The organism is Pseudomonas sp. F3-2, from assembly GCF_038804275.1.
Lineage (GTDB): Bacteria > Pseudomonadota > Gammaproteobacteria > Pseudomonadales > Pseudomonadaceae > Aquipseudomonas.
Genome location: NZ_CP152388.1, coordinates 906,371 through 924,927 on the forward strand (window position 1 = coordinate 906,371; position 18,557 = coordinate 924,927).

The 18,557-nt window shown below is 59.1% G+C and carries 14 protein-coding genes and 1 pseudogene; 7 read left to right on the top strand and 8 right to left on the bottom strand.

Annotated elements, in window-relative coordinates:
- Positions 1 to 109 precede the first annotated feature (109 nt).
- From AAGQ88_RS04155 to yaaA, 6 genes are all read right to left on the bottom strand, one after another.
- Positions 110 to 1,615, bottom strand: coding sequence for an alginate export family protein (locus tag AAGQ88_RS04155; protein ID WP_285426499.1), 1,506 nt, complete (start codon positions 1,613 to 1,615; stop codon positions 110 to 112).
- On the bottom strand, positions 1,612 to 3,024 hold the full coding sequence (algK, locus tag AAGQ88_RS04160) for an alginate biosynthesis TPR repeat lipoprotein AlgK (protein ID WP_285426500.1): 1,413 nt from the start codon (positions 3,022 to 3,024) through the stop codon (positions 1,612 to 1,614). The genes AAGQ88_RS04155 and algK overlap by 4 nt, the downstream gene beginning before the upstream one ends.
- Positions 3,025 to 3,026: 2 nt before the next feature.
- Positions 3,027 to 4,199 (bottom strand): PilZ domain-containing protein, encoded by a 1,173-nt coding sequence (locus tag AAGQ88_RS04165; RefSeq protein WP_342654517.1) that lies wholly within the window; start codon positions 4,197 to 4,199, stop codon positions 3,027 to 3,029.
- 54 nt (positions 4,200 to 4,253) lie between these two features.
- Positions 4,254 to 5,735, bottom strand: coding sequence for a mannuronan synthase (gene alg8 / locus AAGQ88_RS04170; RefSeq protein ID WP_285426502.1), 1,482 nt, complete (start codon positions 5,733 to 5,735; stop codon positions 4,254 to 4,256).
- 134 nt (positions 5,736 to 5,869) lie between these two features.
- Positions 5,870 to 7,186 carry a nucleotide sugar dehydrogenase gene (locus AAGQ88_RS04175; RefSeq protein WP_285426503.1) on the bottom strand — a complete coding sequence of 439 codons (1,317 nt, stop codon included), beginning with the start codon at positions 7,184 to 7,186 and terminating at the stop codon, positions 5,870 to 5,872.
- Between the two features lie 951 nt (positions 7,187 to 8,137).
- The gene (yaaA, locus tag AAGQ88_RS04180) at positions 8,138 to 8,917 is read right to left on the bottom strand and encodes a peroxide stress protein YaaA (protein WP_342654518.1); all 780 of its coding nucleotides are present in this window, start codon (positions 8,915 to 8,917) and stop codon (positions 8,138 to 8,140) included.
- 185 nt (positions 8,918 to 9,102) lie between these two features.
- Between yaaA and AAGQ88_RS04185 the strand changes: the two are divergent.
- From AAGQ88_RS04185 to moaE, 5 genes and pseudogenes are all read left to right on the top strand, one after another.
- A pseudogene (locus AAGQ88_RS04185) lies at positions 9,103 to 10,209 on the top strand (polysaccharide deacetylase family protein); the annotation flags it as partial.
- A 459-nt stretch (positions 10,210 to 10,668) separates the two neighbouring features.
- Entirely contained in the window at positions 10,669 to 12,063 is a 1,395-nt protein-coding gene (locus tag AAGQ88_RS04190) for a PhoH family protein (RefSeq protein WP_093462094.1), read from the top strand.
- 172 nt (positions 12,064 to 12,235) lie between these two features.
- Positions 12,236 to 12,721 (top strand): cyclic pyranopterin monophosphate synthase MoaC, encoded by a 486-nt coding sequence (moaC, locus tag AAGQ88_RS04195; protein ID WP_342654519.1) that lies wholly within the window; start codon positions 12,236 to 12,238, stop codon positions 12,719 to 12,721.
- 2 nt (positions 12,722 to 12,723) lie between these two features.
- Complete coding sequence (locus AAGQ88_RS04200; RefSeq protein WP_285426515.1) at positions 12,724 to 12,969, top strand: MoaD/ThiS family protein; 246 nt, start codon at positions 12,724 to 12,726, stop codon at positions 12,967 to 12,969.
- Between the two features lie 2 nt (positions 12,970 to 12,971).
- Positions 12,972 to 13,421: a molybdopterin synthase catalytic subunit MoaE gene (moaE, locus tag AAGQ88_RS04205; protein ID WP_342654520.1), complete on the top strand. Its 450-nt coding sequence runs from the start codon at positions 12,972 to 12,974 to the stop codon at positions 13,419 to 13,421.
- A 134-nt stretch (positions 13,422 to 13,555) separates the two neighbouring features.
- Here the strand turns inward: moaE and rhlB are convergent, their stop codons facing one another.
- Both rhlB and AAGQ88_RS04215 read right to left on the bottom strand, forming a co-directional pair.
- Positions 13,556 to 15,016 carry an ATP-dependent RNA helicase RhlB gene (gene rhlB / locus AAGQ88_RS04210; RefSeq protein ID WP_285426507.1) on the bottom strand — a complete coding sequence of 487 codons (1,461 nt, stop codon included), beginning with the start codon at positions 15,014 to 15,016 and terminating at the stop codon, positions 13,556 to 13,558.
- 108 nt (positions 15,017 to 15,124) lie between these two features.
- Complete coding sequence (locus AAGQ88_RS04215; RefSeq protein ID WP_342654521.1) at positions 15,125 to 15,781, bottom strand: alpha/beta hydrolase; 657 nt, start codon at positions 15,779 to 15,781, stop codon at positions 15,125 to 15,127.
- Positions 15,782 to 16,269: 488 nt separating this feature from the next.
- Here AAGQ88_RS04215 and AAGQ88_RS04220 point away from each other — a divergent pair, with 488 nt between their 5' ends.
- Both AAGQ88_RS04220 and AAGQ88_RS04225 read left to right on the top strand, forming a co-directional pair.
- Complete coding sequence (locus tag AAGQ88_RS04220; protein ID WP_285426509.1) at positions 16,270 to 17,301, top strand: amino acid ABC transporter substrate-binding protein; 1,032 nt, start codon at positions 16,270 to 16,272, stop codon at positions 17,299 to 17,301.
- Positions 17,302 to 17,366: 65 nt separating this feature from the next.
- The gene (locus AAGQ88_RS04225) at positions 17,367 to 18,548 is read left to right on the top strand and encodes an amino acid ABC transporter permease (RefSeq protein ID WP_342654522.1); all 1,182 of its coding nucleotides are present in this window, start codon (positions 17,367 to 17,369) and stop codon (positions 18,546 to 18,548) included.
- Positions 18,549 to 18,557: the final 9 nt, after the last annotated feature.

Genomic DNA, 18,557 nt, shown 5'->3' on the forward strand with positions numbered 1-18,557 from the left:
ATGGTGAAGCTCCCGTAGCAGCCCGGCTTGCCGGCGGTGACTTCCGCAAGAGCGCTGCAGCCGGCAAGCCGGACTGACAGCGATCTGCGGTACCCGATCCTGCTTTGCATCAGAAACGCCAGATAACGTCGACGATGGCGCGGTGCATGTAATCGTCCACGCCGCTGTGATACGCATCGCCGGGTTTGAACACGCCTGCACGCAGACGAATCAGCGCGGAAGGCTCGTCAAACGACTGGCTCACCGAAGCAGGCAACAGGCCCTGCTTGAAGTACTTGGTGACCACCAGATCCATTTCCTGACCCAGATCCTTGCGGCCGTCTTCCAGTGGCAGGGAGTCGAAGCTGCTGACGCCGTCGGCATCCACGTTCTCGCGAGCCGGGTTGATCCCTGCGCCCCCGATACCGGAGTGACCGTCGACACGGCGGAACTTGTGGTAGATCAGAGAGGCGTCGTACTCGTCCTGCATCTGCCAGGACGCGAACAGCGTTCCGGATTCCACGTTGGCCATTTCGCCCTGGAAGGCTTCGCCGAAGCGGTGTACGCGCGAGCGGGTACCGGTCCAGTTCGAGCGGTTGCTTTCCAGGCCGTTCTGTTCGTAGTTCTTGCTGGCGCGGGAGTAGGCGCCGCCCACTTGCCACATCGGGTCAAGACGCACACGCAGGCCCAGGTCGGTCGCCCAGCCATTCACGTTTTCGTTGGTCTTCTGGCCTGCGACGTATTCGTCGCGGGCCGCGCTGTAAGTGCTGCCCAGACGATCACGGTCGCCGGTCAGCCAGGTCAGGCTGCCCCAGTAGTTGACGGTGTTCAGGTTGCGATAGTTGTAAGCGTCGCTGTTGGCCTGAATGCCCAGCCAGGTGAGGTCGCCGCGGGTGGTCTTGTCGAGATCGTCGATCTCTTCGCCCTGATCCTTGAAGCTGCCGCCATCATGGCTGTAGTGCGCACGCACGCCGGCCCATTGACCTGGCGTCCACTGGTATTCGACATCGCCGAACAGATGCTGACGGTCCTTGTCCTGTGCGGACAGTTCGGTCAGGTCGGTGCGGTATTCGCTGAAACGTTGTGCGGCGCCGACTTCCGCCTTGAGCAGCGTGGTGTCGAACACCCAGTTCACCGCTTCGATGTTGGTGTCGTGCCATTGGCCATCGTCGTTGCGCAGACGCTGGCGACCGACCTTGAGGATCTCGCCAGGGTAAGGCGTGAAACCGCTGTAGCCGATCCAGAATTCGCGCAGTGCGGCGTAGCTGTCGTCCACTTCACGGCTGCTCGACGTCTTGCGAGCGCGCAGGGTGGACTGGCCGTTTTCATCAGTGACCTGCTGATCCAGCGGGTCGGTCTGGATGGTGTCCGTGGCAGTGACCACCTGACCCATCGCGTAACCGCTCCAGTTGCCCCATTGGCCATACATCCATGGGCGCAGGTCCAGACCGACACCGTTGACATCGCCACCATCACGGGTGCCCAGGTCACGGTCGTCTTCCAGTTGCCCAGTCAGCTTTACTTCAATACCGAAATTCTGGGTATCGGTCAGGGCTGCCAGTGTCGGCGTAGCCCAGACCAGAGTGAAACCCAGACCCAGTCCGGCTGCCATCAAGGGGTTCAACTTAAGCTTCATAGAGGTGCGTCCTCGCCGTCTTTTTCTTCTTGCAGGGTCTGCAAGGCCAGCGCGTTTTGCGCTGTGGTGCCCCGGACCTGCTGTTCTCGCTGGAGAAGACTTTGCGCTTGGGCACGCTTCTCAGGCGGCAATTGATCGTTGAGTTGCTGTGCAAGTTCCGTGGCCTGAGGAGTGCCCTGGGCTTGCGCCAGCTGACCAAAGACCCACGCATTCACCGGGTCGGGCTTGATGCCCTTGCCTTGCGAGAACAATTGCGCGAGGGCGAAGTCGGCGCTGTTCTGGCCACCGCGTGCGGAGGTCAGCAGCTGGTCGACGGCTTTTTGCGGGTCGGGATGGCCGAGGTAGCCACGGCGATACAGCTGACCCAGGTAGTAATGCGCCGAAATCTGCGTCGGGGCGGCCTTGGTCAGGTGCTCCTCGGCTTTCTTCGCATCAGGCAAAACCAGCTTGCCTTCGTAATACAGTTTGCCCAGCAGCAGCTCGGCGCGCGGTTGATCCGCAGCACGGCCGTTGTCCAGGTATTCCATCATCTTGTTGACGTCGCCGAGCTCTGGATAGTCGTAGAGCAGTTGCGCCAGGCTGACCCACGAAGCGGGGTACGCCGGTGCGACTTTTTCCAGCAACTGCTGCGCGGTTTTTTCGTCCGGCTTGCCGATGGTCGAGTCGGCCAGCACACGGGCTACGGTGTCGACACGCATGGCCGGCACGGTGCCTGCTGAATAGCCGCGCTGCATCTGGTCCAGCAACGCCGCCTGTTTGTCCGCTTCGCCACGTTTCTGGTAGACCGTCGCCAGTTCCATGTAGCAGACATCGTTGGCGCGCAGCGCTTCCTTACAGATGCTTTCGACTTCACCCAGATGCTGGTCGTAGGTGCCTTGGGTGCGGAACAGCAGCACCTGGGCAAGACCGGCTTCCGGATAACCCTGCGCACGCCATTCGCTGATCTTCTGCTGCGCGTTCACGTTGGGGAACGTGTGCGGGTATTGCAGATAAAGCATCGCCAGCGGAATCAGCGTGCCGGCCTCGCCATTGGCGAAAGCTTTTTTCAACAGACCTTCGGCTTCGCGTTGCTCGGCCTCGGTGGAGTTGGGTTTGACCGCGAGCAGTTTGCCCAGGCGCGATTGCGCCCGTGGCGACGTTTCAGCGGCAGCGCGGTAAGTTGCCTCGGCCTGCTTGATCAGTTCAGGGTCGCGAGTACCGACCTGAATGTCTGCAAGACCTACCTGTGCATCGCTATAACCCAGGTCCGCCAGTTGCCGATAGTTTTGCTCCGCCAGCGCGGTATCGCCGCGTTTCAGGGCTTCATTGGCCAGGCGCTGATCGGGCAGGCCGGCACAGCCGCCCAGACCGATCGCGATCGCAAGGCTCAACAACGTAGGGGCTGACAAGCTTCGTAGTGGGCTAGCCATGTTTAGAGACCTGCGGCCGTGGCTTTGTCGATCAGCCAGTTCAGCGAAGGACCGCGATCGCTGACCACTTCTACTGGACGACCGGCCAGGGTGCTGCTCAGGGATTCATCAGGCTGGATCTGTACGCGCAGGTCCGAAGACAGGTCGGCAGGGCTCAGCGCAGTGGAGCTGACGATCTTGCCGCTGTGAGTGCCTTCTTCGCCGGCCACCTGGAAGTTGACGCGAGCGCCCGGCTGCACATCGGCAAACTGGCGGTAGGTGAAGCGGGCATCGATGTTGGCGGCGACGTTGCGCGGCACCATCTGGAAGATCACGTCGCCTTTGGCAGCGTATTGACCGTTGGCAACCAGTTGCTTGCCGATGATGCAATCACATGGGCTGGTCAGAGTACCGGCGAGCTGGCGACCGAAGAGCTCTTCGATTTTCGCAGGCTGCATTTCGTCCGGGTCCAGGTTGCCCTTGAGTACGTCGAGCATGCTGGTGTTGAACGAGGCCAGTGGTGCGCCTTTGGCGACCTGACCGTCCGGTGCGACCAGGCTGGTCACGGTGCCGTCGCGTGGCATGGTCACATCCATGGTCGGCACGCTGACCAGACCGGAAGTGGAGTGGCTGACGAAGTACATACCGTAAACGGACTTGGCCACGAAACCGAATGCCGCCAGGCCGACGATGAAGATACCGGCACTGAAGGTCACGGCGCGCAGGCGACCGAAGGCGCTCATGCCACTGCCGGTGTCCTTGTTCTTGCGGGCCTTGGTGAAGTTGTCGCGCTGCAGGGTGGCCAGCACTTCACCCATGCTGACGATCTCGCCGCTCAGGTGGGAAGTGATCAGGTGACGCAGGGTCGCGATGTCCTGAGCTTCCAGATGCTGAAACTGGCAGCCGACGCGGCCGGTCGCCGAATCGATCGCGCGAACCTGCAGTTCGACGTCCATCGCCAGGCCCAGGTTGTCGATCAGGAATTGCAGACGGCCCTTGATCACTTCACCCACGGAAGGGCGCTGACCAGCCGGCGCGACATAGCTCAGACCGCCAGCGGAGAGGTCTTCGACCCGAACCAGCGGCGCGTTGGGCTGGCCGTTGAGCAGGCGCAGCTTGGCAGGGATTTTGACCCGGGCGTGCTGACGCTGGGCTTCGGATTCATGGACGACGTTCACATTCACGGCTGTATTCATGGCGGTAATTCCTGATTAATCGAGTTGATCCATTGGTGCGGTCAGAGACCCGGGTCAGACCATTGTCAGCAGCACGGCAACAAAGATGCTGCCAGCCGAAAAAGTCATGGTCCGAGACGACCAGGTGTTGAACCAACCCTGGAAGCTGGCCATGTCACGGCTCAGTTTTGTGTCCTGGCGAGTCCAGGACTGGCGGTCGAGGCGGAAGAAAACGTAAATCTTCATCAGCGCGCCGACGATCTGGTTGTAATACAGAATCATGGGGTAGGCCGGCCCGATGGCGTGGCCGGAGCACGACAGCAACAGCGTGAGAATCAGACGCGTGATACCGATCCACAGCAGGTACGCCAGCAGGAAACTCACGCCGTATTTGAGGCTGGCGAGAATCGCGACGGTCAGGCCGAGAATCGAGGTCCACATCGACACGCGCTGGTCGAACAGCACGATGCTGGTGAACACACCCAGGCGACGGACACCCAGGCCAAGCGCTCGAGAGTTCTGGCGGAGGTTGTTGCCGTACCAGCGATACATCAGCTTGCGACTGGCCTTGAGGAAGCTCTTCTCAGGCGGGTGCTCGACGGTGTTGATCGCGGCGTCCGGCACGTAGAACGTGTCGTAGCCCAGGCGCATCAGGCTGAACCAGCTGGACTTGTCGTCACCGGTCAGGAACTTGAAGCGGCCAAGGCGCCAGTGCTGGAGCGAATCGCTCTCCACGTCGGCGATGAAGTCCGGGTCGGTGACCACGGTGGCGCGGAACACAGACATGCGGCCGGTCATGGTCAGCACGCGCTTGGACAGGGCCATCGAGCACATGTTGATATGACGCTGGGCGAAACGCAGCTTGTGCCATTCGCTCATGATGTAGCCGCCGCGTACTTCGCAGAACTCGTTGGTGGTCAGGCCGCCGACGTTGCCGAACAGCTGGAACCACGGCACGGTCTTGCGAACCACGCCTTCTGCCAGAACGGTGTCGCCGTCGATCACCGCAACCACTGCACGGTCATCCGGCATGTGGCGCGAGATCGCGCGGAAACCGAAGGCAAGACCGTCACGCTTGCCGGTACCGGCGATGCGCACGAAGTCCAGTTTCACATGCTCGGGCGGGTTGTACTTGGCCCACAGTGCCTTGACCAGCAGCTCGTCCGACATCTCGACCAGCGAGCAGACGACGGTGGTCGGATAGCCGGAATTGATCGCTTCCTGAATCACCGAGCTGTACACCTGAGCGGTGGTCAGCGCGTCGATACGGAAACTGGTGACCATCAGAAACACGTGGGATGGATCGGCCGCCTTGCCCAGCTTGCGCACTTTACGACGCAGGTGTGGGTAGACGATGTAAAGAAAAATCATGCCGCGCACAAAGTGCGTTGCGCCCATCGAGTAACGCCAGATACCGACGATACCGACCAGGAAAATAAAGTCTTTCGACTGAGAGTCGAATAGCGACTTGGGCAGCGCCATTGCAATGGCTGCCAGCAAACTCAGATAAAACAGCCAACCTGCGGCTTGAAGCAAGCCGTGCTTGAGCCTTTGCATAGTTCGTATCCCTTGAAGTCAGTTGCAACCAAGCCGCAGGCCTCAAACCTCAAGCTGCAAGCGGATGACCGCTTGCAGCACTGAGCATGAAACTTGAAACCTGCAGCTTGTGGCTTGGCGCTTGCCGCCGCCTCTTACCAGCAAATGCCTTCGGTCTGACCGTCTTCGGTGGTGGTGCCTTTCATGAAGCCCACCAGGTCGATGACGCGCTTGCCAGCTGGCGCTTCGTTGGCCAGTGCACGGAAACGCTCGTCACGGTTGCCGAGGATGATCACGTCGGAGTTGTTGATCACGGCGTCGAAGTCCGAGTTGAGCAGGGACGAAACGTGCGGGATCTTGGACTCGATGTAGTCCTTGTTGGCGCCGTGGACGCGGGCGTATTCGACGTTGCTGTCGAAGATGCTCAGGTCGAAACCTTTACCGATCAGCATTTCTGCCAGCTCGACCAGCGGGCTCTCGCGCAGGTCGTCGGTACCGGCCTTGAAGCTCAGACCCAGCAGGGCAACCTTGCGGGTATCGCCGGAGGCAACGATGTCGAATGCGTTCTGAACCTGGGAGACGTTACTGCGCATCAGCGAGTTGAGCAGTGGCGCTTCTACGTCCAGCGAGCTTGCGCGGTAGGTCAGGGCGCGAACGTCTTTAGGCAGGCAGGAACCGCCGAAAGCGAAGCCTGGGCGCATGTAGTACTGCGACAGGTTCAGGGCCTTGTCCTGGCAGACAACTTCCATCACTTCGCGGCCGTCGACGCCGACTGCCTTGGCGATGTTGCCGATTTCGTTGGCGAAGGTGACCTTGGTCGCGTGCCAGACGTTGCAGGTGTACTTGATCATTTCGGCAACGGCGATGTCCTTGCGGATGATCGGCGCGTCGAGTTCTTCGTACAGGGATTGCAGAACGTCACCGGACGCCTTGTCGAATTCGCCGATCACGGTCATCGGAGGATGATCGTAGTCTTTGATCGCGGTGCTTTCGCGCAGGAATTCAGGGTTGACCGCTACGCCGAAATCGACGCCGGCTTTCTTGCCCGAGCAGTCTTCCAGGATCGGGATGACCACGTTGGCGACAGTGCCAGGCAGCACGGTGCTGCGCACGACGATGGTGTGGCGGGAAGTCTTGTCACGCAGGACGAAGCCGATTTCGCGGCAGACAGACTCGATGAAATCCAGCTCCAGATCGCCGTTTTTCTTGCTGGGCGTACCCACGCAGATCATCGACAGGTCAGTGGCGCGAATCGCCTCGGAAAAGTCGGTGGTGCCGCGCAGCTTGCCAGTCTTGATGCCGTTCTCCAGGAGTTCACCCAGACCCGGCTCCACGATTGGAGATTTGCCCTGGTTGATCAGATCGATCTTGGCGGCGGAGATATCCACGCCAACAACATCATGACCACGCGCCGAGAGGCAACCAGCACATACTGCACCGACATAGCCCAAACCAAAGATGCTGATATGCATCGTAATCTCCTCGATTTTTACGCCATTTAGTTGGCTGGATATAAATACTGTCTAACAACTTTTTCGCGCACTCTTCCGCACGGCAAAGATTGTCGTGACACAAGCACAGGCAGAATTTAAATAGGGGCGGCCTGATTCCGTAGGCGGGCCCGAATATTACAGATTACTAGCGTCGAATAACCTATATATAAATATGTAAGTTTTCGATCTGAGATGTGGCATAGCACTCCATCGAACGGTTGCGAGTCGCTGTCGCGCCTCTGGCTCAAGGCTTTTGGCCATGGTCAGTCATATCCTGCCCGGCAGTAACTGCAGGCACCCGATTGGTGCTTGCTCGGTTTACTTCAACTAGTTTGGTGCGTTCTCTCCTTGCACGTACCACATTGACCGACTGGTCTAACTACGTTGATAAGCAACTTTCAGATCTGTCCTATTGCCATGTAAGAGATGTCTCACAAGGTGGACGAGAATTGTTACGGGATGTAGGAGCCTGAGCATTCCCCATAAGTTCCTGGCCGCTCGTCCTCTTTTTGAGATTTTTCGAAATACATCGGCAATCCTGAGTGGCGGCACTATGATGTCACTCTTCGGTCCGGCCCTTAGTTACAAGGGGTTTGCGGGGAGTGCATGTAACACTGCCACTAGTGCGGAGCAGCAATGTGCTACCAGTCAAAAATGTTGTTAAATTTTTGAGAAAAATTCTGGGAACTTATTTTCGCCTGAATATTGGCGTCAAAAGGCTGTTTGCGCCACCGTTCGTCAGTCAATCGGGCGTTTAGGGAACTTCATAACCACCCTTTTGAGGGTGTAAATGTTCCGCCAAACGGAATGATCCGATGCGCTGTTAACGCGCACGGCATCTCTTCGGGAGAAATTGGTTCGAGACCGGCGCCGAAATGCGCCGTTTGGGGCGATCAGGAGAGCTCCGGATCGGCGCGCTCCTGTCGGTTGTCAGGCTTGTTGCTCGTCACGCAGGAACACCAGTTTGTCCGCTTTGGACAGCTCTTTGCTGTATCGATAGCCCTGAACATCGAATTGTTTCAGGTCGTCCGGCTTGTCGATTCGCTCCGAAATCACGAAGCGGCTCATCATGCCGCGCGCTTTTTTCGCGTAGAAACTGATGATTTTGTACTGACCGTTTTTCTGGTCACGGAATTCGGTGTCGATCACGCGGGCATTGAGGGCCGGGCGTTTGACCGCTGAAAAATACTCGTTTGAAGCCAGATTGAGCAGCACGTCATCGCCCTGGTCGGCCAGTGCTTCATTAAGCCATTCGCTGATCCGGTTGCCCCAGAATGCGTAAAGATCCTTGCCGCGCGCGTTGGCGAGTTTGGTGCCCATTTCCAGACGGTATGGCTGCATCAGGTCAAGCGGGCGCAGCAGGCCATACAGCCCAGACAGCATGCGCAGGTGTTGCTGGGCGTAATCGAGATCAGCCTGACTGAGGGTCTCGGCGGCCAGACCGGTATAAACGTCGCCTTTGAACGCCAGCAGCGCCTGCTTGGCATTCTCTGGCGTGAAGGCGGGCGTCCAGCTGCCGAAGCGCGCGGCGTTCAGGCCGGCGAGTTTGTCAGACAGATCCATGAGCTCGCTGATCTGCGACGGGGTCAGCTCGCGCAATTGCGTGATCAGTTCCTGAGAGTGATCCAGGTACTGCGGCTGGGTAAATTTCGTGGTGGTCGGCGGCGTTTCGAAATCGAGGGTTTTCGCTGGGGATATCACCATCAGCATGCGGTCGTCTCCTTTGATCGTGACGGCGATTCTAGGGGTTGTGCCCGGATGACTCCAGCTATGGTGATGATAGGTGCGGCGCAGATCAGGTCGGTGTGACCTGCAACCTGCAAGGGCGTCAGCCAATCCGCTATAGTGCTTCGCCGGTTTCGGCCTCTTTATTCAAGGATTGGGAGCACGTCGTTTTGCGCATGCTGTTATTGATTGGCGCCTGCCTGGTAGGACTCAACGCACAGGCGGCGACTGGCGACATCGCGACACTGGATCGCAGTGTCTGGCCTGAAGCGCTTGAAACACCGCAACTGTTCGATGTCGCCTCCCGGGCGCAAATTTTAAGCTTCGCCCATCAACTGCTGGAAAGCGAAAACCTCAGCGATGCTCAGCTCGCGGGGCGGTTGGGCCTGCGGCAAGTCAATTCGCCAACCATCAATCTGATTCGCACCCGTCTGTGGTCGCGCCTGTTCGAAAACTGGAAGGCCGCGGAGAAGTCGTGCGAGGCCGACGCCTCTTTTTGCGTGCTGGTCGATGACGTGCCGATGCTGCGTCAGCGCGCGGCGGAATATAAAGTCGCCGACGACTCGTTCTACGCCGGTTGGGCAGCGCCGGCCGATGCCTTCAGTCAGCGTTATCTGAACGAATTGCTGCGCATGGCAGCGTTGTTTCCGCAGACCAGCAGCGAGATCGAGCGCTATAACTCCGATGAGTTGAGCGGCGAAGAGATGCCTGATCGAACCTTCCTGCTCAACTTCGAGAGCGGTCCGACAGTGGCAGACGGCGCGACCGACTGGCTGGCGGACTTCATGCGTCAGCAGAAAATCAACGCTACGTTCTTCGTCCTGGGCAAGAGCCTGCAGAGCCGTCTGGACGCCTCGTCGCCCCAGGCGTTGCAGAATGTGTACCGGCAACAATGCGTGGGGCTGCAAGGCTGGGAGTACCGCTCACACGCGCACTGGGTCGATTGGCAGGATTCCATCGAGCGTACGGCGGCGCTGGCGCAGCAGGTGCTGCCGGACAACTTCGTGCCGCTGTTCCGCCCGCCCTACGGTCATCGCCGCGCCGACAGCGGGGCGTTCTTTCGCGATCAACAGATTCGCGTGTCGTTGTGGAATATCGATTCTAAGGACAGCTCGGGCCGTATCAGCGTCGAGCAGACTGCCAATCGCGTGTTGACCCTGATGCTGCTGTGGCGGCGAGGCAATATCGTGTTCCACGACAGCACCGACAAGGCGCAGCAAGCCGTGCCTTGGCTGATGGCCAACACCGCGCAAAGCGGCGTGTCGTGGGAGGACTGTCATATTTACCCGCAGCAACTGACGGACGAAGACGATGCGTCGCAAGAGGAGTCCACCGACCCGGATGATGCGCCCACGGACGAACAACCCGCGGATTCGGCGGATCAGGCTGCAGAGCCCGTGGATCAAGGCGAGTAGAGGTTCTGATGAGGAGGCCGGTGGGAATTTTCCGAGGATTTCTTCCCGACCGGACTTCCGACTGTAAACGCGTGTGACCCATCCGCCAAGGGCTATTCGTCACGCCGTGAAATAAACTTGGAAAAGCCATCAAAACGCTTTTTTATGTCATCGGTTTTGCGGTATTACGACAACAGACCGCCGAACCCTGCAACACAGGTGGCGTCACCCAGACCCCACTTTGCGCAATTCTCCCCTGCCCTAAGGGGAGAGCCTCGGCGGCCTTTTCAGCGCAGCATCGCTGTGTGCTGCGTTACCTGGCTACTACAAAGGTGAGCGAGTATGGATGACCACGGACGCACCCCTTCCTCTAACCAGCCAATCCTCTATGTGCTCGATACCAATGTATTGATTCACGATCCAAACGCGCTTCTGAATTTCGAAGAACACCACGTTGCACTCCCCATGACGGTCTTGGAAGAACTGGACAAGCTCAAGGCGGGCAAGCACTCGGTCGCCGCCGAATGTCGGCAGGCGATCCGGTTGATAGACAAGACGCTCGGCGAAGCGACCCCGGAGGAGGTCGAGCAAGGCGTACCGATCGATCGCGGTACAGGTGTTTTCAAGGGTTACCTGTCCATTCTCATGACCAAGCGGCAAGAGCCCAACAGCCTGCTGCCCGACAACCTCAACGACAACATCATCATCAACCAGTTGATCGACCTGCATGCGCGTAAAAAGGACGTGCGTATCGTGCTGGTCACCAAAGACATCAACATGCGCCTGAAGGCGCGCGCCTGCGGCATCGAGGCAGAGGACTACAGCACCGACCAGTTGGTTGATGATGTGTCGATGCTGTCTCGCGGTTATCACACCATGACCGGGTCCTTCTGGGACCGCGTCAGCAAGGTGGACACCCGCCAGGATCATGGTCGCACCTGGCACAAAGTGCAGATGACCGAGCAGATTCCGGCGGTTCACATCAACGAGTTCATCATCGATGAACAAGGTTTCGTCGGTTGGGTAAAAGGCGTCAAGGCCGATGAAATCCTGCTGCTGGACATGCATCAGGAACCGCTGCTGCATCAGGAAGCCTGGGGGCTGAAACCTCGCGATATCTACCAGGGTCTGGCGTTGTTCGCGTTGCTCGACCCCGATATCCATCTGGTCAATCTGTCCGGTGCCGCAGGTTCGGGCAAAACCATTCTGGCGCTGGCTGCGGCCATCGAGCAGACCATGGTCAGCAAGCGTTATCGCCGTATCATCGCAACCCGCAGCGTGCAGGGGCTGGACCAGGAGATCGGCTTCCTGCCGGGCACCGAGGCGGAAAAAATGGAGCCTTGGCTCGGCGCCATCACCGACAACCTGGAAGCGTTGCACATGGATGATGAAAACACCCATGGCAGCGTCGATTACATCCTCAGCAAAGTACCGCTGCAGTTCAAATCCCTTAACTACATTCGAGGCCGCAGTTTCCAGCAAAGCCTGATTCTGATCGACGAATGCCAGAACCTGACGCCGCACCAGATGAAGACGATCATCACCCGTGCCGGCGCAGGCTCTAAAGTGGTCTGCCTGGGCAACCTTGCGCAGATCGACACCCCTTACCTGTCGGCCACCAGTTCTGGCCTGACTTACCTGACGGAGCGTTTCAAGGACTTCCCCAACGGCGTGCACATCACCCTGCAAGGCGTGCCGCGCTCGATCCTGGCTGAATACGCGGAGAGCCATTTGTAGTGATGTCGTATAGTCACGTCACATAACCCCTGTAGGAGCGCGCTTGCCCGCGATCGCGGTGAATCAGTCGCCAATGTCGGCAATGGTCCTCCGCGATCGCGGGACAAGCCACGCTCCTACAGTTTCCGCGTCGCAGGGTTTACAATCGCGACTCCTGTCCAGGAGTCATCCCGTGCTTACCCATCTCGATTCCCAAGGTCGCGCCAATATGGTCGACGTCACTGAAAAAACCGTGACGTCCCGTGAGGCGGTGGCCGAAGCGCGTGTGCGCATGCTGCCCGAAACCCTGCAAATGATCGTCTCAGGCGGTCACCCGAAAGGTGATGTGTTCGCCGTTGCACGCATTGCCGGTATCCAGGCTGCGAAGAAAACCAGCGACCTCATCCCGTTGTGCCACCCGCTGATGCTGACCAGCGTCAAGGTCGAGCTCAACGCTGAAGGCCAGGACGCGGTCCACATCGTGGCGCGCTGCAAGCTTTCCGGGCAGACCGGCGTGGAAATGGAAGCCCTGACCGCTGCCAGCGTCGCCGCTTTGACGATCTACGACATGTGCAAGGCGGTCGATCGTGGCATGGTCATCGAGCAGGTGCGGCTACTGGAAAAACTTGGCGGCAAGAGCGGGCACTTCGTGGCCGATGAAAAGGCGGAGGCGCAATGACCATTCACGTTCAGGTTCAATTCTTCGCGCGTTTTCGCGAGACGCTGGGGACCGAAAGCGAGCAACTGGAAGGCAGCTTTGCCAATGTCGGCGCGATTCGTGAGCACCTGCTCGCCCGGGGCGGGGTGTGGGACGTGCTGGCTGAACAGAACATCATGTGCGCGCGCAATCAGGAACTCTGCTCGCTGACCGAACCCGTCGAGCAGGGTGACGAAGTGGCGTTCTTCCCGACTGTCACGGGAGGCTGAGCATGACCGTCCGCGTGCAGGCCGCGCCGTTCGATCCAGGCGCTGAAGTCAATGCGATGCACGATGCCAATGTCGGCGTGGGCGCCGTGGTGAGCTTCGTCGGCTACGTCCGTGATTTCAACGACGGGCGAGAAGTGGCCGGAATGTTTCTCGAGCACTACCCCGGCATGACCGAAAAAGCGCTGGCCAAGATCGTCGATGAAGCCCGGCAGCGCTGGCCGCTGCTCAGGATCGAGGTGCTGCATCGCATCGGCGAGCTGGCGCCCGGTGAGCCGATCGTCTTCGTCGGCGTCGCGAGTGCTCATCGTCAGGCCGCATTCGAAGCCTGCGACTTCGTCATGGATTACCTGAAAACCCGCGCGCCGTTCTGGAAGAAGGAAAGCACCTCGCAAGGCCCACGCTGGGTGGAAGGGCGTGACAGCGATCACCAGGCGGCGGATCGCTGGAAATGAAGCCGACGCCCTTGAGGCGGCTACAAAACAACGTGGAAGCGAGCTTGCTCGCGAATACGTCGGATCTGTCACCCTTCTGGGGACTGGCCTGAACATTCGCGAGCAAGCTCGCTCCCACAGATTTTTTGTACCGCTTATTCCGCAGCAGGCTGCGCGCGTTGTTTGCGCACTACCGCCCGCAACAATTCGGTCGGTGGCATTTCGCAGCTGATCTTGCGGCCCAGTTTTTCCTCGATCGAAGGCAGCTGGTACGAATCGTCTTCCCCGGCGAAGCTGATCGACACGCCGTCGGCGCCCGCGCGGCCTGTACGACCGATGCGGTGGACGTAGTCGTCCGGCACTTCAGGCAAGGTGAAGTTGATCACGTGGCTGATGCCGTCGATATGAATCCCGCGTCCAGCGACATCAGTAGCCACCAGCACGCGAATCTTGCCTTCACGGAAACCTTCCAGCGTCTTGATCCGCTTGTGCTGAGGCACATCGCCTGACAGCTGCGCGGCGTTGACGCCATCACGCACCAGTCGCTCTTCGATGCGGCGGACTTCGTCCTTGCGGTTGGCGAACACCATCACGCGTTCCCAGCCATTATCGTTGATCAGGTTGAACAGCAACTTGTACTTGTCAGCTGCAGCAACGGCATAGATATGCTGTTCGACGTTATCGCTGGCAACGTTTTCAGCCTCGATCTCGACGATGGCAGGATCGGTGGTCCACTGCTTCGCCAGGTTCATCACGTCTTCCGTGAAGGTGGCCGAGAACAGCAAGGTCTGACGCTCGCCCTTGTGCGGCGTCTGGCGAATGATCTGACGGACCTGCGGAATGAATCCCATGTCCAGCATGCGATCCGCTTCGTCGAGCACCATGACTTCGACCATGTCCAGGTGCACTTCACCACGCTGGTTGAAGTCCAGCAGACGGCCCGGTGTCGCCACCAGAATGTCGCAATGACGGGCTTCGAGCTGTTTGAGTTGCTTGTCGAAGTCCATGCCGCCGACAAACGTCATCACGTTCAGATTGGTGTATTTGGTCAGGGCCGCTGCGTCCTTGGCGATCTGCACCACCAGTTCGCGAGTCGGCGCGATGATCAGCGCACGTGGCTCACCCATGTAACGCTCCTTGGGAGGCGGCGTCTGGGTCAGCTGGGTGATGATCGAAATCAGAAACGCGGCGGTCTTGCCGGTACCGGTCTGAGCGCGGCCGATCGCATCCTTGCCCTTGAGCGTAAAACCCAGGACGCCTGCTTGAATCGGCGTGCAATAAGGGAAACCCAGGTCATGGATGGCGTGCATCAGTTCCGGCGCGAGCGGGAAGTCGTGGAAACGAGTCTTGCCTTCTTGTGGCTCGACTTTGAAGTCTTCGAGATTCCAGGCCGGGACGACAGGCTTGGGCGCTCGTTCGCGACGTGGCCGCTCCGTTTTCGGCCGCGTGTGCGCAGGCTTGCCGGCGGCTTCAGGCTCAGCTTCGGACACGACAGGCGTGGCGGTTTCCCGGTGCGTCGTTTCGGTCGGGGTTCTGGAAGCGGGGAGGGGTGCTGGTGCGAGCTGCTCAGCCTCGCTTTTACCGAACATCTTTTTAAGTGCTTTGAGCACGGTCATCTCATCGATTGATTAAGGAATGTACGCCGGGCAGTGTAAAGCAAGAACCCGGCGCGGCGTAGTGCCATACCAAATCCGCAAGACAATTGGAAGGATCAGGCGTCTGTTTTAGCGCAGCCGATCCCCGAGCCAGACACCTATGTCGGAAATTTCCTGCGGTAACACTTCGTGCCCCATTGGGTATTCCTGCCATGTCGCGGTGACGCCGTGGGCTTTTAGCTGCTCGAAAGCGGTTCTGCCCATCGGGTTGTGGACGACTTCGTCATGGTTGCCATGCAAGCAATACACCGGAATACGTTGCTGGCTGGCGGACAGGCTCATTTCATCGCTGAAGGTCGGCGCGTAGGTCGACAGTGCCAGCACCCCGCCCAGCGGGCCTTGCCAGCGCAGGAAAGCGGTGTGAAGCACCACCGCGCCGCCCTGCGAAAAACCCGCGAGGAAGATGCGCGCAGGGTCGATGCCGCCATCACGTTGTGCCTCGATCAGGCTGAGAATGCGCTGAGCCGAGCCTTCCAGCTGTTCGCGGTCGATCGCGCGGGCCGGACTCATGGCCTTGATGTCGTACCAGCTGGGCATCTCGTAGCCGCCGTTGACCGTCACTGCGCGGGTCGGCGCCTGCGGCAGCACGAACCGCGTGGTCTTCAGCGATTCCTGCAACGCTTCGGCGACCGGCAGGAAGTCAAAGCGATCTGCGCCCAGGCCGTGCAGCCAGATAACGCAGGAATCGGCGGGCTGTTCAGGCTCGATGATCAACGGTTCGCTCATGTGTGCTCCATTTGTGTGCGGCGGCTCTGGCGCGATGCTTTAAGGCAGTGCGCGAGCATTGGCGGATATGAAAGAAGATGTCGCAAGGTTACAAGTTTTGCGCTTGACCTGTCGCTAATTCGACTTTGCCAGCATGGTGGTACGGGCTTTGCTACAAAACCTCCGGAGTGAAGGCGCTCACCTCTGCGGTAACACTGATGCGGCTTTTCAGAGTCAGTCTATCGTTACGTCGCAGGCAACAAGGAGTCCATCGAGCGGGATTCCAGGCACGATCCGCTTTGAACCTCGTGGTTCAAGGACATCATGGGGCTTCAGTCCGTTTGACCCGATCGATTCCGAAGTCTGCACTGGGCAGGCAGCCCTGCATGACCGGAATCGGGTCTTACGTCGCATGACCCAAAAACAAGCCAGCACGGGTCATTAATGCCTCACAAGGGTGCGACGGGGCTAAAAGCTCCTACACAACAAAGAGCAAACTGGAGGTTTGAATGAAGATGTTGAAATCCACCCTGGCTGTAGTGGCCGCCGCGGCAGCACTTGGTATGACCGGTTTCGCTCAGGCGGGCGCCAAACTGGACGCCATCCAGAAGAAAGGCTTCATCCAGTGCGGCGTCAGTGACGGTCTGCCAGGTTTCTCGGTCCCTGACAAAAGCGGCACCATCCAGGGTATCGACGCGGACTTCTGCCGTGCAGTCGCGGCTGCTGTCTTTGGCGACGCCAAGAAAGTCAAATTCAGCCAGCTGAACGCCAAAGAGCGTTTCACCGCGCTGCAGTCCGGCGAAATCGACATCCTGTCGCGCAACACCACCTGGACCAGCTCCCGCGACGCGAGCATGGGTCTGGAATTCCCGGGCTTCGTGACTTACTACGACGGCGTTGGCTTCCTGGCCAACAGCAAGCTGGGCGTGAAGAGCGCCAAGGAACTGGACGGCGCGACAATCTGTATTCAGGCCGGTACCACCACCGAGCTGAACGTGTCGGACTACTTCCGCGCGAACAACCTGAAATACACCCCGATCACATTCGACACCTCCGACGAAAGCGCCAAGTCGCTGGAATCCGGCCGTTGCGACGTGCTGACCTCCGACAAGTCGCAGCTGTACGCACAGCGCTCCAAGCTGGCTTCGCCGAAAGACTACGTCGTTCTGCCTGAAACCATTTCCAAGGAGCCTCTGGCACCCGTCGTGGCCCGTGGTGACGACGAGTGGACTTCTATCGTTCGCTGGGTCGGTTACGCCCTGCTGAACACTGAAGAAGCCGGCATCACTTCCAAGAACGTGGAAGCCGAAGCCAAGGCCACCAAGAACCCAGACGTCGCTCGTCTGCTGGGTGCTGACGGTGAATACGGTCCTCAGCTGAAACTGCCGAAGGACTGGGTCGTCAAGATCGTTGCTCAAGTCGGTAACTACGGCGAAATCTTCGAGAAGAACCTGGGCAAATCCACTGCTCTGGAAATCGAACGCGGTCAAAACGCTTTGTGGAACGCCGGCGGTATTCAATACGCGCCACCAGTGCGTTGATTGACCTGTGCCCGGCTGCGTGAACCGCAGCCGGGTACTTCGTTGCATTTCATCCGGGGCACTCCATGCAAAATCAAATCAGCGCACCAAAGCAGAGGCTATCCCTCAGCGATCCCAAAGTGCGTGCGTGGCTATTTCAGATAATCACGGTTATCGCTGTAGTCGCGATGGGTTGGTATCTGTTCGATAACACCCAAACCAACCTGCAACACCGGGGCATCACCTCAGGTTTTGGTTTCCTTGAAAACAGTGCCGGCTTCGGCATCGCGCAGCACCTGATTCCTTTCAAGGAATCGGACAGCTACGCGCGGGTTTTCCTTATCGGTTTGCTCAACACGCTGCTGGTGACTTTCATCGGCGTGATCCTCGCGACGCTGCTCGGCTTTATCGTCGGCGTGGCGCGTTTGTCCAACAACTGGATCGTCAACAAGCTGGCAACTGTCTACGTCGAAGTGTTCCGTAACATTCCGCCGCTGCTGCAGATCCTGTTCTGGTACTTCGCCGTGTTCCTGACCCTGCCAGGCCCACGGGCGGCGCATGGTTTCCTGGGCTCGTTCTTCGTCAGCAGCCGTGGTCTGAACATGCCTGCGGCGATCACCAATGACGCCACCTGGCCGTTCATGATCAGCATCGTGCTGGCCATCGTCGCGATCGTCATCATGACCAAATGGGCGAACAAGCGCTTCGAAGCCACCGGCGAGCCTTTTCACAAGTTCTGGGCGGGCCTTGCCCTGTTCATCGTGATCCCGGCGCTGTGTGCATTGATCTTCGGTGCGCCCGTGCATTGGGAACTGCCGGAACTCAAGGGCTTCAACTTCGTCGGCGGCTGGGTGTTGATCCCCGAACTGCTGGCGCTGACCCTGGCCCTGACGGTCTATACGGCGGCATTCATTGCCGAAATCGTGCGTTCGGGTATCAAGTCGGTCAGCCACGGCCAGACCGAAGCCGCGCGCTCGCTGGGTCTGCGTCCCGGCCCGACGCTGCGCAAGGTCATCATTCCGCAGGCCATGCGAGTGATCATCCCGCCGCTGACCAGCCAATACCTCAACCTGGCGAAGAACTCCTCGCTGGCGGCCGGTATCGGTTACCCGGAAATGGTTTCGCTGTTCGCCGGTACCGTGTTGAACCAGACCGGTCAGGCCATCGAAGTCATCGCTATCACCATGAGCGTATACCTGGCGATCAGTATCAGCATTTCTCTGCTGATGAACTGGTACAACAAGCGCATTGCGCTGATCGAGCGGTGAGGAAACGCG